This window comes from Streptomyces sp. NPDC026092 (genome assembly GCF_040638605.1).
GTDB lineage: Bacteria > Actinomycetota > Actinomycetes > Streptomycetales > Streptomycetaceae > Streptomyces.
This window is the reverse complement of record NZ_JBEZYN010000005.1, coordinates 323555-336165: the sequence shown is the minus strand read 5'-3', so window position 1 is coordinate 336165 and position 12611 is coordinate 323555. Positions and strand designations below refer to the sequence as shown.

The 12611-nt window shown below is 70.6% G+C and carries 16 protein-coding genes; 11 read left to right on the top strand and 5 right to left on the bottom strand.

The genetic code is table 11. The features are described from left to right. Window positions 1-18 precede the first annotated feature (18 nt). Complete coding sequence (locus tag AB0F56_RS10985; protein WP_362006794.1) at window positions 19-1254, top strand: Cmx/CmrA family chloramphenicol efflux MFS transporter; 1236 nt, start codon at window positions 19-21, stop codon at window positions 1252-1254. An 80-nt stretch (window positions 1255-1334) separates the two neighbouring features. On the opposite strand, the gene AB0F56_RS10980 is transcribed toward AB0F56_RS10985, so the two are convergent. Further along, on the bottom strand, window positions 1335-2096 hold the full coding sequence (locus AB0F56_RS10980) for an SDR family oxidoreductase (protein ID WP_362006791.1): 762 nt from the start codon (window positions 2094-2096) through the stop codon (window positions 1335-1337). A gap of 209 nt (window positions 2097-2305) precedes the next feature. Here AB0F56_RS10980 and AB0F56_RS10975 point away from each other — a divergent pair, with 209 nt between their 5' ends. The 3 genes from AB0F56_RS10975 to AB0F56_RS10965 are packed head-to-tail and all read left to right on the top strand — an operon-like array spanning window position 2306 to window position 4543. Beyond that, window positions 2306-2788: a cupin domain-containing protein gene (locus AB0F56_RS10975; RefSeq protein ID WP_362006788.1), complete on the top strand. Its 483-nt coding sequence runs from the start codon at window positions 2306-2308 to the stop codon at window positions 2786-2788. After that, complete coding sequence (locus AB0F56_RS10970) at window positions 2788-3585, top strand: arylamine N-acetyltransferase (RefSeq protein ID WP_362006786.1); 798 nt, start codon at window positions 2788-2790, stop codon at window positions 3583-3585. Before AB0F56_RS10975 ends, AB0F56_RS10970 begins: the two co-directional genes overlap by 1 nt. Window position 3586: 1 nt before the next feature. After that, on the top strand, window positions 3587-4543 hold the full coding sequence (locus AB0F56_RS10965; protein WP_362006784.1) for an amidohydrolase family protein: 957 nt from the start codon (window positions 3587-3589) through the stop codon (window positions 4541-4543). Between the two features lie 105 nt (window positions 4544-4648). On the opposite strand, the gene AB0F56_RS10960 is transcribed toward AB0F56_RS10965, so the two are convergent. From AB0F56_RS10960 to AB0F56_RS10945, 4 genes are all read right to left on the bottom strand, one after another. Then, window positions 4649-5329 carry a DsbA family protein gene (locus AB0F56_RS10960; protein WP_362006782.1) on the bottom strand — a complete coding sequence of 227 codons (681 nt, stop codon included), beginning with the start codon at window positions 5327-5329 and terminating at the stop codon, window positions 4649-4651. Then, complete coding sequence (locus AB0F56_RS10955; protein ID WP_362006779.1) at window positions 5326-5805, bottom strand: nucleoside deaminase; 480 nt, start codon at window positions 5803-5805, stop codon at window positions 5326-5328. The genes AB0F56_RS10960 and AB0F56_RS10955 overlap by 4 nt, the downstream gene beginning before the upstream one ends. Before the next feature lie 14 nt (window positions 5806-5819). Continuing rightward, window positions 5820-6137 (bottom strand): multidrug efflux SMR transporter, encoded by a 318-nt coding sequence (locus AB0F56_RS10950; protein ID WP_362006778.1) that lies wholly within the window; start codon window positions 6135-6137, stop codon window positions 5820-5822. Window positions 6138-6222: 85 nt separating this feature from the next. Further along, entirely contained in the window at window positions 6223-6645 is a 423-nt protein-coding gene (locus AB0F56_RS10945; RefSeq protein WP_362006776.1) for a multidrug efflux SMR transporter, read from the bottom strand. Window positions 6646-6784: 139 nt separating this feature from the next. On the opposite strand from AB0F56_RS10945, the gene AB0F56_RS10940 reads away from it, so the two are divergent. The 7 genes from AB0F56_RS10940 to AB0F56_RS10910 all read left to right on the top strand — a co-directional run bounded on the left by AB0F56_RS10940 (window position 6785) and on the right by AB0F56_RS10910 (window position 12549). Next, window positions 6785-7225 carry a MarR family transcriptional regulator gene (locus tag AB0F56_RS10940; RefSeq protein WP_362006773.1) on the top strand — a complete coding sequence of 147 codons (441 nt, stop codon included), beginning with the start codon at window positions 6785-6787 and terminating at the stop codon, window positions 7223-7225. A 273-nt stretch (window positions 7226-7498) separates the two neighbouring features. Then, entirely contained in the window at window positions 7499-8968 is a 1470-nt protein-coding gene (locus AB0F56_RS10935; protein WP_362006770.1) for an AMP-binding protein, read from the top strand. Beyond that, on the top strand, window positions 8965-9240 hold the full coding sequence (locus AB0F56_RS10930; RefSeq protein WP_362006769.1) for a phosphopantetheine-binding protein: 276 nt from the start codon (window positions 8965-8967) through the stop codon (window positions 9238-9240). Before AB0F56_RS10935 ends, AB0F56_RS10930 begins: the two co-directional genes overlap by 4 nt. 129 nt (window positions 9241-9369) lie before the next feature. Continuing rightward, window positions 9370-9744: an ectoine synthase gene (locus AB0F56_RS10925; RefSeq protein WP_362006766.1), complete on the top strand. Its 375-nt coding sequence runs from the start codon at window positions 9370-9372 to the stop codon at window positions 9742-9744. Between the two features lie 79 nt (window positions 9745-9823). Then, complete coding sequence (locus tag AB0F56_RS10920) at window positions 9824-10942, top strand: acyl-CoA dehydrogenase family protein (protein WP_362006764.1); 1119 nt, start codon at window positions 9824-9826, stop codon at window positions 10940-10942. A gap of 82 nt (window positions 10943-11024) precedes the next feature. Further along, a complete protein-coding gene (locus AB0F56_RS10915) occupies window positions 11025-11696 on the top strand; it encodes a transglutaminase-like domain-containing protein (RefSeq protein WP_362006761.1) in 672 nt (223 codons plus the stop codon). 13 nt (window positions 11697-11709) lie between these two features. Next, complete coding sequence (locus AB0F56_RS10910; RefSeq protein ID WP_362006760.1) at window positions 11710-12549, top strand: maleate cis-trans isomerase; 840 nt, start codon at window positions 11710-11712, stop codon at window positions 12547-12549. The last annotated feature ends 62 nt before the right edge of the window (window positions 12550-12611 follow it).

Here is a 12611-nt window from a genome sequence, read left to right as displayed (position 1 = left end):
CGCCTTTGGAGGCACTCCATGCCCCTAGCCGTCTACATCCTCGGCTTGGGAATCTTCACCCAAGGCACATCGGAGTTCATGCTCTCCGGGCTGCTCCCCAACCTCGCCGACGACCTGGGTGTCTCCATCCCCGACGCCGGCCTGCTGATCTCCGCGTTCGCGATCGGCATGGTCGTCGGCGCCCCGCTGCTCGCCGTCGCCACCCTCAAGTGGCCCCGCCGCACCGCCCTCGTCGCGCTCCAGGCCGTCTTCATCGCCGCGCACATCGTCGGCGCGCTCGCCCCCGGCTACGGCGTCCTCTTCGCCACCCGGATCGTCAGCGCCCTCGCGTACGCCGGCTTCTGGGGCGTCGCCGTCGCCACCGCCGTCGCCCTCGTCCCGGCCAACGCCAAGGGCAAGGCCGTCGCGGTGGTCGCCAGCGGGCTCACCCTCGCCACCATCGTCGGCGTGCCCGCGGGCACCGTCCTGAGCCAGTTCGCCGGCTGGCGCGCCGCCTTCTGGGGCGTCGCCGTGCTCACCCTCGTGAGTCTCGCCTGCTCGGTCTTCGCCATCCCCGGCGGCAAGGGCTCGGCCGACGAGGCCCGTACCGTCCGCGCCGAACTGCGCGCCATGGCGCGGCCGCAGCTGTGGCTCTCGTACGCCGTGACGGCCTTCTCCTTCGGCGCGGTCATCGTCACCTTCAGCTACCTCGCCTCGCTGCTCACCGACGTCACCGGCCTCGCCGAGGGCTGGGTCCCCGTGCTCCTGGCGCTCTTCGGCGTCGGCGGCCTGCTGGGCATGGTGATCGGCGGCCGGACCGCCGAGGCCTACCCGATCCGCACCCTGGCGCTCGGCACCGGTGTCCTCGCCGTCGCCTCCGCGCTGCTCGCGGTCCTCGCGGAGAACACCGTCGTCACCGTCGCCCTGATCTTCGTCCTCGGCCTCGCGGGGTACGTGACCAACCCGATCCTGCAGTCCCGGGTGTTCGTCGTGGCGCCCGGCGCCCCGACCCTGGTGGGCGCCACCAACACCTCCGCCTTCAACGTCGGCAACACCCTCGCCCCGGCCTTCGGCGGCATGGCCATCAGCGCCGGCTTCGGCTTCGAGTCGGTGGCCTGGGTCGGCGCCGCGCTCGCCACCGCCGGACTGCTCGGCACGCTGTGGGCGGGCCACCTGCAGTACCGGTCCCGGCCCGCCGCCGAGGGTGGCGTGGTCGCGTCCGGCGGGGTCGCGGGACGCAAGGACGAGGAGCCGGCCCGGGCGGGCCGCGTCTGAGTCCCCAGAGAACGCCGTGCCCCGGTCCGCTGCCTCCCCCCTGCGGACCGGGGCACGGTTCTGTCGTCACACGGACCGGCTCAGGCCGTGATGCCGCCGTCGATCACGAGGTCGTGGCCGAGCGCGAAGCCCGACTCCTCGGACGCCAGGTACAGCACCGCCGCCGCGCCCTCCTCCACCGTGCCGATCCGGCCCACCGGGAACATGCCCTTGGCGCGCACCACGCGCTCCTCCGGCGTCTCGTTCTCGAGCAGCGACATGGGGGTGTCCATCGAGGACGGGCTGAGGGTGTTGACCCGGATGCCGTCGGCCGCGTACTCCCGCGCCGCGCTGCGCCCGAGCGCGGCGATCGCCGCCTTGCTCGCCCCGTACGCGCCGGCCCCCGGAATCGTCAGGTGCGCGCCGACCACGGAACCCACGTTGACGATGGTGCCGCCGCCCTGCTCCCGCATCTGCCGGATCTCGTACTTCAACGACCGCCAGGTGCCGAGCAGGTTGATCTCCAGGGTCCGTACGAAGTCCGCCTCCGCCAGCTCCGCGAGACCGGCGGGCTCGGGCAGGTACCCCGCGTTGTTGACCGCGACGTCCAGCCGGCCGTGGCGCTCGACGACCGTCCGTACCAGCGCCTCCACCTCCGCCTCGACGGCGATGTCGGCCGTGACATGACCGGCCGTACCACCCTCCTTCTCGATCAGCCGGACCGTCTCGACCAGGCGGTCGGCGGTGCGCCCGGCGACCACCACGGTGGCGCCCTCGCGGCCGAAGCCCACGGCCGTGGCACGCCCGATCCCGGACCCACCCCCGGTGACAAGCACCACCTTGCCGGTGAAGCGACCAGTCATCTCTCTCATCCCATCCTCGGTGCTGAGGGCCCGCCGGGCAGGCCCAACGCGCGTCCGCGCGCACGCACCACGATGGCCGCGCGCGGCTTCGCGGCCATCACGTATTCACGGGAGTGACCAGGGAAAACCCCGTGAACACGTGATGCCCGTGCGGCGGTTCGCCGGATGGAGTGGAGGGAGCACGCGCACGCCCGCGAGAAGGGAACACCTTGAGCTTCGAGGAATTCGAGGGCATCGTCTACATCCCGCCCAAGGCCGGACCGGCCCGTTGGGTATTCGGTGACCACTACACGATCAAGGCCGACAAGGAGAACACCCACGGCTCGCTCGGCCTGATCGAAGCCCTCGTACCACCGGGCGGCGGACCGCCGCTCCACATCCACCACGACAGCGACGAGGCCTTCTACCTCATCGAGGGCGAGCTGGAGATCTCCAACGAGAAGATCAGCCAGGTCGTCGGCCCCGGCGCGTTCATCTTCGTCCCCAAGGGCAAGGTGCACGCGTTCAAGAACATCGGCGACGAGCCCTGCAAGATGCTCATCATCTTCACCCCGGCCGGCTTCGAGCGCTTCTTCACCGAGCTCGGCGTGACCGCCGAGGAGGGCGTCCCGGCGCCCGAGGCGGACCAGTACGCCGCCGACGTGGAGAAGGCCCAGAGCATCGTCGCCCGGTACGCGGCGGAGTACGTCTGATGCTCGACGTGACCACCCTGGACGCCTACCTCGACCGGATCGGCGCCAAGCGGCCCGAACGCCTCGACGCCGAGGCCCTCGCCCACCTGCACGAACGGCACGTGCTCAGCGTGCCGTTCGAGAACATCGACTTCGCCTTCGGCCGGCCCAGCCTGCCGATCGGCCTCGGCGAACCCGCCCTGGAGAAGATCATCGGGCGCGGCCGAGGCGGCTGCTGCTACGAACTCAACGGCGCCTTCTACACCCTCCTGACCACCCTCGGCTTCGACGTGGAGCCGCTGGGCGGCCGCGTCCTGGAGGACGGCGTGTTCGGCCCGCTCCTCGGCCACCTGTGTCTGCGCGTACGGACCGAGGACAGCGCCGTCCCGTGGCTGGCCGACGTGGGCTACGGGCACGCCTTCCGCTTCCCGCTGCGACTGGAACCGGGCACGGCCCAGGAGGACCCGCAGGGCACCTTCGAACTCGTCGAGGCGCCCAAGGGCGACCTCGACCTGTACCGCGAAGGCGAACTGCAGTACCGCGTCGAGCCGCGCGCCCGCGAACTCGCGGACTTCGCCCCCACCATGTGGTGGTTCCGCAGCGCCGACGACTCGCCGTTCCTGGCCCGCCAGGTCTGCTCCATGCCCACCCCCGACGGGCGGGTCACCCTCGCAGGACGGACCCTGACCCGCACCGAGAACGGGGTCAGGACCAAGGAGGAGCTGGCCGACGACGACGCCGTCCGGGCCGCCTACCGCACCTGGTTCGGCGTCGAACTCGACGTACTGCCGGACCGCCAGACCGACGGAGAACACTGACATGCCCGACGTGAACGGACTCATCGACGTCCACCACCACGCGATCCCGCCGACCTACCGCGCCGCGCTCGGCGACAAGGTCGCCATCCCCGGCGTCGACTACCCCACCTGGACCCCGGAGGAGTCCCTGGAGGTGATGGACCGGCACGGCATCGCCGCCTCCGTCCTCTCCGTCACCGCGCCGGGCGTCACCTTCGCCCAGGGCGCCGAGAGCCACCGCCTGGCCCGCGAGGTCAACGAGTACTACGCCGCCCTCATCGCCGAACACACCGCCCGCTTCGGCGCGTTCGCGATCCTCCCGCTGCCCGACGTGGCCGCGGCCAAGGACGAGCTGACGTACGCGATCGACGAGCTCGGCCTCGACGGCGTCGGACTGCTCACCAGCTACGGCAACCGCTACCTCGGGGACCCCGAGTTCGAGCCGCTGCTCGCCGAGATCGCCGACCGCGGCCTGCCCGTGCACGTCCACCCCGGCACCCCGCCGGCCAAGGACGTCGCCACCTTCGACCTGCCGCCCTCGCTCTACGACTTCACCTTCGAGACCACCCGCACGGTCGTCGACCTGCTCTTCAGCGGCACCCTCGAGCGGCTGCCGCACCTGAAGCTGATCGTCAGCCACGCGGGCGGCACGCTGCCGTTCCTGGCGCAGCGGCTCACGTACGGGCCGACGATCGGGAAGTACCTGACCGAGCGGGCGCCCAAGGACGTCGTCGGGGCGCTGCGCGGGCTGTACTACGACATCGCGATGTCCGCCAACCGCTTCGCACTGCCCGCGCTCACCGAACTGGCCGCCCCGGACCGGATCCTGTTCGGCAGCGACTTCCCGTTCATGCCGGCCGCGCACACGACGGAGAACGTCGAGGGCTTCCGGACGTACGCGGGCTGGAACGCGGAGCAGCGCACGGCCATCGGCCGCGAGAACGCGCTGAAGCTCTTCCCGCGCCTCGCCGGCCAGTAGCACCGGCTCACAGACACGCCGTACACGCCATGCACGAAGGAGCCGGCCGCCTCGGGGGAGGCGGCCGGCTCCTTCGTCGTGTGCGTACGGGGGCGTACGGTCCGGTCAGCAGACGCCGTCGATGCCGCACGCGGCGCCGAACGACCCGTCCTGCTGCTCCTGCTGCCGCGCCTGCGCGTCCAGGATCGCCTTGCGCAGCTGGGGCGCCGAGGGCACCCCCTCCATGCGGATGTCGCCGATCAGGAAGGTCGGGGCGACCTGGACCCGGTGGGCCGCGGCCTCCCTGAGCGCGTCCTGGTGCCGGGCGGTGTACGTGCCCTGCTCAAGGGCCGTACGGAACTCGTCCTGGTCCAGGTCCAGTTCACCGGCGAGCTTGGTCAGGATCTCGATCTCGCCGAGGTCCAGGTCCTCCTGGAAGAATGCGCGGAACATGCGCCGGGTGTACGCGTCGCCCTTGCCGTGGTCCTGTGCGTACTGGAAGCCCTCGAACGCGAGCCGGGTGTAGGGCTGCGGGGAGACGGTGGGCAGCGTGATGTCCACGCCCATCCGCCGGGCCATCGGGTAGACGGCCCGCTTCCAGATGTCGGGCAGGTAGGGGTCCTCCGGGCGGAGCGTGGGCTGCGGGTGCTCCCGCAGCTCGAACGGCTTCCACTCGATCTCGACGTCCAGGTCCTCGGTGGCCTGCTCCAGCGGCCCCTCCGCGAGCATGCAGAAGGGACAGACGTAGTCGGACCAGATCTGGATCTTCACCGGCTCCTGGCCGGTCGCCGGCTCCTGGACAGTCATCGGACTCCGCCCCTCTGTACGGTCAGGAACTCCTGGAACGGCACCTCGTGGCCCTCGACCGGGGCGTGCGTGACGCGGATCGGCCACTCGGTGGGGTCGGTCGCGAAGATCCCGTACGAGCTGCCGTAGTCGAAGCCGTAGGCGCCGGCGGTCTTCCGGTCGGCGGCGAACACGATGTGTCCGACGCCGAAGTAGCGCGCCACCATGTAACACATGGCGCAGGGCTCCCCGGAGGCGATCAGGGTCGAGCCGGCGACGGCGAACACCCCGGCCTTCCTGGCCGCCTCGCGCAGCGCGACGACCTCCGCGTGCGCGCTGGCGTCGTGGTCCTCGCGGACCCGGTTGAACCCGGTGCCGAGCACCCGGTCGTCCTGGACGACGATCCCGGAGAAGGGGATGCCGCCCTTGGCCACGTGCTCCCGGCTGATCCGTACGGCCTCGTGGATGTGCGGCAGCAGGGCGTCGATGTCGGTCATGGCGTACGCGCCGATCAGACGGACGTGAGGCGGAGCAGGACGGCGCCGCCGATGATGGACGCGAAGGAGATCAGCCGGGCGGGGGTGATCTTCTCCTTGAAGATGATCGCGCCGCAGATGACCGTGCCGACGCCGCCGATGCCGGTCCAGATCGTGTAGCCGACGGAGACGTCGAGCTCACGCAGGGCCAGGGACAGGGTGTAGATGCCGCCGGCGGCGGCGGAGAGCGTGAGCACGGAGGGCCACAGGCGGGTGAATCCCTTGGTGGCGTTGGTGCCGAGCGCGAAGAGGACTTCGAAGACGATGGCGATGCCGAGGTAGACCCAGGTCATGGTGGTGACTCGTTTCGGGAAGGTGGGACGGAGCGGAGGTCGGGGAAGCGGGTGAAGCGGCTGAAGCGGCTGAAGCGGCTGTGGGTCAGCCGACGGGCTGCGCGGCGGGGGCCTGCGCGGCCTCGGCGGCGGCCTGCTTCTTCGCGGCCACGTTGTCGGAGATCCGCAGGCCGAGGGCGCCACCGATGATCAGGATGAAGGCGAGCACCTTCCAGATGGTCATCTTCTCGTCGTAGATCAGGGTGCCGAAGACGACGGTGCCGACGGCGCCGATACCGGCCCAGACCGTGTAGCCGACGCCGACGTCGACGGTCTTCAGGGCCATGGAGAGCGTGAAGATGCCGCAGGAGGCGGCGGCGACGGTGAGCAGGGACGGGCCGAGCTTCGTGAACCCGTCGGTGGCCTCGGTCGAGAGCGCGAAGGTGATCTCGAACAGCGAGGAGAACAGGAGCCAGGCCCAGCCGACGTTGGCGTTCTGCGGCGTTGCCTGCGGGGAGGGGGACGTCATGGAACTCACTCTCCAGGAAGTTGTTTGTCCGTGCAAGTTCTTCGGGGGCGTAGTCGGCCGGTGACGGACTGACGCGGCGCCATGAGGTTGCATGAGCATGTACCCTGTTGTCAACTCTCGATGAAAGGTGCGTCACCTTATGGTCGCTACCCACACCGCGTCGTCCGACCAGGTCGTCTGGAGCCGCCTTCTCGTCCTGCACTCGCGCGTCGAGCGGGAGTTGGCGCAGGCGCTCCAGCGACGCCATGGGATCGGCCTGTCGGAGTTCCGTGCGCTCGAATCGCTCACCCACGCCGAGGACAGCGAGCTGCGCATGCAGGACCTGGCCGAACGGGTCGGTCTCGGCCAGTCCTCGGTGACGCGCCTGGTCGCACGCCTCGAAGTGGCCGGATTCGCCTTCAAGGACCTCTGTCCGTCCGACAAGCGCGGGGTCTACGCGGTGATCACGGACGAGGGCCGCGAGCGGTTCGCCGCCGCCCGTACGACCTACGCGGACGTGCTCTCCTCGGCGCTCAACGCCCTGACCGCCGACCCCGAATACGCCGCCACGGTCCAGTCGCTGCGCGCCGCCGGCGTCTGACGGGCACCTGGTCCGTACGTCCGGACAGAGTCGGTTCGGCACTCTCCCCCAACCCCTGACGCGCTGTCAATCGCGGGATCTCGGCATAGCGCGCCAGGGGTGGTTTCGTTGCATGATCAAGCGTAACGAGAACGCGGTTCCCGGTTCTCGACTCGTCAATCTCGTCGCGAGATTCTCGCGATCTCTTTGAATGACGATGCAAGCATTGCCTCTTCGGGGGGCGATGCGCGCACTTGATCTCAACGACTCGAACGTCTCGGGGGAGAGACCGCCGTGCCATCGACACTTCTCGCCGCATCCATCGACGCCCACAGCCGGGAACGCGCCGGCCGGGTCGCCCTCTCGTACGACCGGCGCACGGTCACGTACGAGGAGCTGGGCGCCATCACCCGGGAGCTCCGCGACCAGCTGGGTCGCCTGGCGCTGCCGGCCGGCAGCACCGTCTGCGTCCCGGCCCACAAGAACCCGGAGACGATCGCCCTCCTGACGGCCGTCTTCCACGAGGGCCTGATCGCCCTGGCGCCCTCGCCCGACCTGGGCCTCGCCGCCCGCACCAGGCTGGCCCAGCAGGCCCGTGCCTCGCACACCCTCACCGTCTGCGCCGAGGGCGACCTGGTCGCCGAGGCGGTCGTCGCCAACGCGGTGGAGGCCGAGGGCTTCGACCGGCCCGACGCCGGCCGCACCCGCCTCCTGCTCACCACCTCGGGCTCCACCGGCACCCCGAAGATCGTGCCGATCCCCGCCGAGGGCTTCGACGCCTTCGCCGACTGGGCCACCGCCGAGTTCGCGCTCACCGGGGACGACGTGGCGCTCTCCTACGCCCCGCTCAACTTCGACCTCGCCCTCCTCGACGTCTGGACCTTCCTGCGCCTCGGCGCCCAGGTCGTCCTGGTCGAGAAGGACCGGGCCACCGAAGCCCCGCACCTGCAGGGCCTGGTGGCCGGCCGCGACGTCACCTTCGTCCAGGGCGTGCCCATGCTGCACCGCCTCCTGGTCCAGGACGGGCCGGAGTTCGCGGCCGTGCGCACCCTCATCACCACGGGCGACTCGCTCGCCCCCGAGCTCCTCGCGCCGATGACGCGGACGTTCCCGAACGCCCGGTTCCACAACATCTTCGGCTGCACGGAGACCAACGACTCCTTCATCCACCCCATCGACCCGCACGCGGCCGCCGCGCCGCCGATCGGCCGCCCCCTCGCCGGGGTGCGCGCCCTCGTGGTCGACGCCGAAGGCCGGGCCGTCCCGGGCGCGGGAACCGGCGAACTCCTCGTCTCCACACCGTTCCAGACCGCCGGCTACCTCAGGTCCGCCCTGAACGAGCAGGCGTTCACCGTCCAGGGCGGCCAGGTGTACTACCGCACCGGCGACATCGTCACCCGTACCGAAGAGGGCCTGTACCGCCTCGAAGGCCGGTCGGACTGGCAGGTCAAGGTGCGCGGCGTACGCACCAACCTCCAGGAGGTCGAGACCGTCGTCGCCTCCCACCCGGACGTCGCCGAGGCCGTCGTCGTGGCCCTCCCCGACGAGCAGACCGGCGTCCGCCTGCACGCCCACGTCACCCGGCACCCGGCCACCGCGCTGACCGGTCTGCGCCTGCGGACCCACATCAGCAAGCACCTCCCGCGCCACGCGATCCCGTCCTCGGTGCACGTCACGGAGGCCCCGATGCCCCGGACGTCGACGGGAAAGCCCGACCGGAACCTCATCAGGAACAACCGCATGAAGGAGAACCAGACCGCATGAGCGAGACCGGCGCCACCCACGTGACCGCGGAGATCCGTGCCTACCTCGTCACCGAGTTCCTGGCGGGCGAGGACTCCTCGGACCTCACCGACGACTACGACCTGATCGACTCCGGAGTGATCGACAGCCTCGGCCTCGTCCGGCTGATCTCCCACATCGCGAGCCGCTACGGCGTGGCCGTGGACGACATCGACTTCGGCCCGGACGACTTCCGGACCCTCACCGCGATCACCCGCCTGGTCCGGGAGAACGCGCCCGCCACGGCGGCCTGACCGCCGTAACGACCCCTCCGCCGGCGCCGCCCGCTCGACCGGCGCCACCCGCTCCACCAGCTCCGCCGGCGCCACCGCACTTCCGCTCACCACACCCGCACACACACCACACCCGAGGGAGTAATCCGCATGTTCACCCGCAGCGTCGACGACGTCGTCCCCGTCCAGTGGGGCAACGGAACCAGCCACCGCCTCCTCACCAAGACCGACGGCATGGGCTTCGCCGTGGCCGTGACCCTCGTACGTCAGGGCACCACGAGCGCGCTGCAGTACCGCGACCACCTGGAGGCCTGCTACTGCGTGGCCGGCTCCGGTGAGGTCGTGGAGAAGGACGGCACCCGCCACAAGATCACGCCCGGCACGATCTACGCGCTCGACGAGCACGACCCGCACTACCTGATCGCGTCGGACTACGAGGACCTGCACCTCATCTCGGTCTTCAACCCGCCGATCGTCGGCACCGAGAAGCACAAGCTGTCCGCCGACGGCTTCTCCCAGTACTGATCCGCCCCGCCCCGGGACGGCACCCGCCCGTGCCGTCCCGGGGCACCCCCTCCCCACCCGATGTGACAAGGACCAGGCTGTGACCGACGACCTCTTCCACCTCGCGACCCCGTGGGCCGACAAACTCAACGCCGACCTCGGTGAACTGGACCGCAGCGGCTCGTTCCCCACCGACAAGTGGCCCGCCGTCCAGGACTCCGGGATCCTGCGGACCCCCTTCCACCCCGACTACGGAGGCCACGGCCGGTCCCTGACCGAGACCATGCGCGTCCTGGAAGGCCTCGGTCACACCTCCCACGACGCCGGCCTCTCCTTCTCCACGTCCACCCAGATCGTCTCCGTGGGCATCCCGCTCCAGCAGTTCGGCAGCGAGGAGCTCAAGCGGCGCCACCTCCCGCGGATCACGGCCGGTGACGTGATCACCGCCCACGCCATCACCGAGGAGTCCGGCGGCTCGGACGCCATCAACTCCACGACGACGGCGGTCCTCGACGGCGACCACTACGTGGTCGACGGCAGCAAGATGTTCATCACCAACGCCCCCGTCGCCGGCCTCTTCCTGCTGTACGTGCGCACCGGCGCCCCGGGCCCGTTCGGTCTCACCACCCTGCTCGTCGAGGCCGGCACGCCCGGCCTCACCGTGGGACCGGCCATGGACAAGATCGGCCTGCGCACCAGCCCGATCGGCACGCTCGCCTTCGACGGGCTGCGCGTCCCGGTGTCCCAGCGGGTCGGCCGGGAGGGCTCCGGCTTCCGGGTCCTGGACTACGTCATGAAGCGCGAGGTGCTCTTCGCCTTCTCGATCACGCTCGGCGAGATGACCCGCCGGCTCGCGGACACGATCCGGTTCGCCAAGTCCCGTACGCAGTTCGGCCAGACCATCGGCTCGTACCAGGCCGTCAGCCACAAGATCGCCGACATGAAGATCAGCCTGGAGACCGCGCGCAAGTGGCTGCGCGACACCGGCGCCAAGGTCGAGGCAGGCCAGGACGCCGCCATCGACCTCGCCGCCACCAAGACCGTCGTCTCCGAGGCGAATCTGAGGATGGCGCTCGACGCCGTCCAGATCCACGGCGGACGCGGCGTCCTCACCAGCCACGGCGTCGAGCGCGAACTGCGCGACTCCGTCGCCGGAACCATCTACTCCGGCACGAGCGAGATCCAGCGCAACCGCATCGCCGCCCTCCTCGGCCTCTGAACCGGCCGCTGACACCCGGCCTGAGAACCGCCCTCCGCACGGGCCTCCGAACCGGCCTTCGACCCAAGGGAACCCGACCGTGATGACCCTCGACCTGTACGACCGGCTGACGCAGCCCACCGAGTTCCTCGACTACGAGACCGACGCCGTCCAGACCTTCATCGACGACGTGGTCAAGGACCGCGCGTCCGACAAGCGCACCATGGCCATCGAGCTCTACTACGCCGTCCGTGACGGCGTCTTCTACGAGGTCTACGGTGCCGACCTGTCCCCGGACGGGCTGAAGGCCTCCCACACCGCCACCACCAAGTCCGGCTTCTGCCTGCACAAGTCGGCCCTCTACGCCGCCGCCGTCCGGGCCCTCGGCATCCCCTCCAAGCTCGTCTACGGCGACGTCCGCAACCACCTCGCCTCGCCCCGGCTGATCGAGTACATCGGCGGCGACGTCTTCTTCCACGGCCTCACCCAGGTCTACCTGGACGGCAAGTGGGTCAAGGCCACGCCGGTCTTCAACAAGATGCTCTGCAAGCTCTACGGCATGGAGGCCCTGGAGTTCGACGGCCTCGCGGACAGCCTGTACCACCCGTACGAGGGCGGCGCCGGCGCCATGGAGTTCCTCACCGACCACGGCGCCTTCGACGACGTCCCGTACGAGTTCGTCATCGGTTCGATGCGCGCCCGCCACCCCAAGTTCCTCAGCGACACCGGCGTGAGCACGGTGGCCGGCGGCCGACTGGCCGACGAAGCGAAGTAAGGAGCCGTACCCCATGACCCAGGTCACCGAGGCCGCCCACGCGCCCCAGGCCGCCACGCCCACCGACGGCTGGGACGCCGCCATCAGGATCGGCGTCGTCGTCCCGCACGCCGACGTCGGCCCCGAGGCCGAACTCCAGGCCATGGCCCCCGCGTCGGTCTCCATCCACGGCTCCCGCGTCCACTTCGGCGCGATGCGCGCCGGCGGCGAGATGGACGAGAAGATCCCGCACGACCCGGTCCGCGCGTTCGTCGAACCGCCCTTCCTGGACCACGCCGTCGAGCAGCTCGCCGCATCCCCCCTGCACGCGCTGACCCTCGGCTTCACCTCCTCCAGCTACGTGCTGAAGGCGGCGGGGGAGCGGGAGCTGTACGAGCGGCTGCGCCCGGTCACCCGGGAACTGCCGATCACCGGCACCACGAAGGCCGCCCGGGCCGCCTTCACCGCGCTCGGCGCGAAGCGGATCGCCCTCGTCAACCCGCCGTGGTTCGACGACAAGCTCTCCGGCCAGGGCGCGGACTACTTCCGGGAGTTCGGCTTCGACGTGGTCCACCACGGGCCGTGCGGGCTGCCCTCGAACCAGAAGGCGATCACGCCGCAGAACCTCTCGGAGTGGCTCCGTACCACCGTCGCCTCCCACCGGCCGGACGCCGTCCTGGTGGCGGGCAACGGCATCCGCGCCGTCGGCACCATCAAGCCGCTGGAGGAGGAGCTGGGCTTCCACGTCGTCACCGCCAACCAGGCGATCTTCTGGCACGCCCTGCACCTGGCCGGCGCGACGGCCATCAGCGAGGGCGTCACCGAGTACGGCGCCCTCTTCGCCACCCGCCCGGCGCCGGCGGACGAGGCCTGATCCACGCGCGCGTGAGCCCGGGCGGCCGACGGCCGCCCGGGCTTCGCGTGAGGTGAGACAGC

Excerpts from the sequence above, each read along its gene's own strand:
- AB0F56_RS10970 (WP_362006786.1), top strand. The coding sequence starts at position 2,788 with ATGCTCGACGTGACCACCCTGGACGCCTACCTCGACCGGATCGGCGCC.
- AB0F56_RS10940 (WP_362006773.1), top strand. The coding sequence starts at position 6,785 with ATGGTCGCTACCCACACCGCGTCGTCCGACCAGGTCGTCTGGAGCCGC.
- AB0F56_RS10945 (WP_362006776.1), bottom strand. The coding sequence starts at position 6,645 with ATGACGTCCCCCTCCCCGCAGGCAACGCCGCAGAACGCCAACGTCGGC.
- AB0F56_RS10965 (WP_362006784.1), top strand. The coding sequence starts at position 3,587 with ATGCCCGACGTGAACGGACTCATCGACGTCCACCACCACGCGATCCCG.
- AB0F56_RS10930 (WP_362006769.1), top strand. The coding sequence starts at position 8,965 with ATGAGCGAGACCGGCGCCACCCACGTGACCGCGGAGATCCGTGCCTAC.
- AB0F56_RS10985 (WP_362006794.1), top strand. The coding sequence starts at position 19 with ATGCCCCTAGCCGTCTACATCCTCGGCTTGGGAATCTTCACCCAAGGC.
- AB0F56_RS10925 (WP_362006766.1), top strand. The coding sequence starts at position 9,370 with ATGTTCACCCGCAGCGTCGACGACGTCGTCCCCGTCCAGTGGGGCAAC.
- AB0F56_RS10950 (WP_362006778.1), bottom strand. The coding sequence starts at position 6,137 with ATGACCTGGGTCTACCTCGGCATCGCCATCGTCTTCGAAGTCCTCTTC.
- AB0F56_RS10910 (WP_362006760.1), top strand. The coding sequence starts at position 11,710 with ATGACCCAGGTCACCGAGGCCGCCCACGCGCCCCAGGCCGCCACGCCC.
- AB0F56_RS10955 (WP_362006779.1), bottom strand. The coding sequence starts at position 5,805 with ATGACCGACATCGACGCCCTGCTGCCGCACATCCACGAGGCCGTACGG.
- AB0F56_RS10915 (WP_362006761.1), top strand. The coding sequence starts at position 11,025 with ATGACCCTCGACCTGTACGACCGGCTGACGCAGCCCACCGAGTTCCTC.
- AB0F56_RS10960 (WP_362006782.1), bottom strand. The coding sequence starts at position 5,329 with ATGACTGTCCAGGAGCCGGCGACCGGCCAGGAGCCGGTGAAGATCCAG.
- AB0F56_RS10980 (WP_362006791.1), bottom strand. The coding sequence starts at position 2,096 with ATGACTGGTCGCTTCACCGGCAAGGTGGTGCTTGTCACCGGGGGTGGG.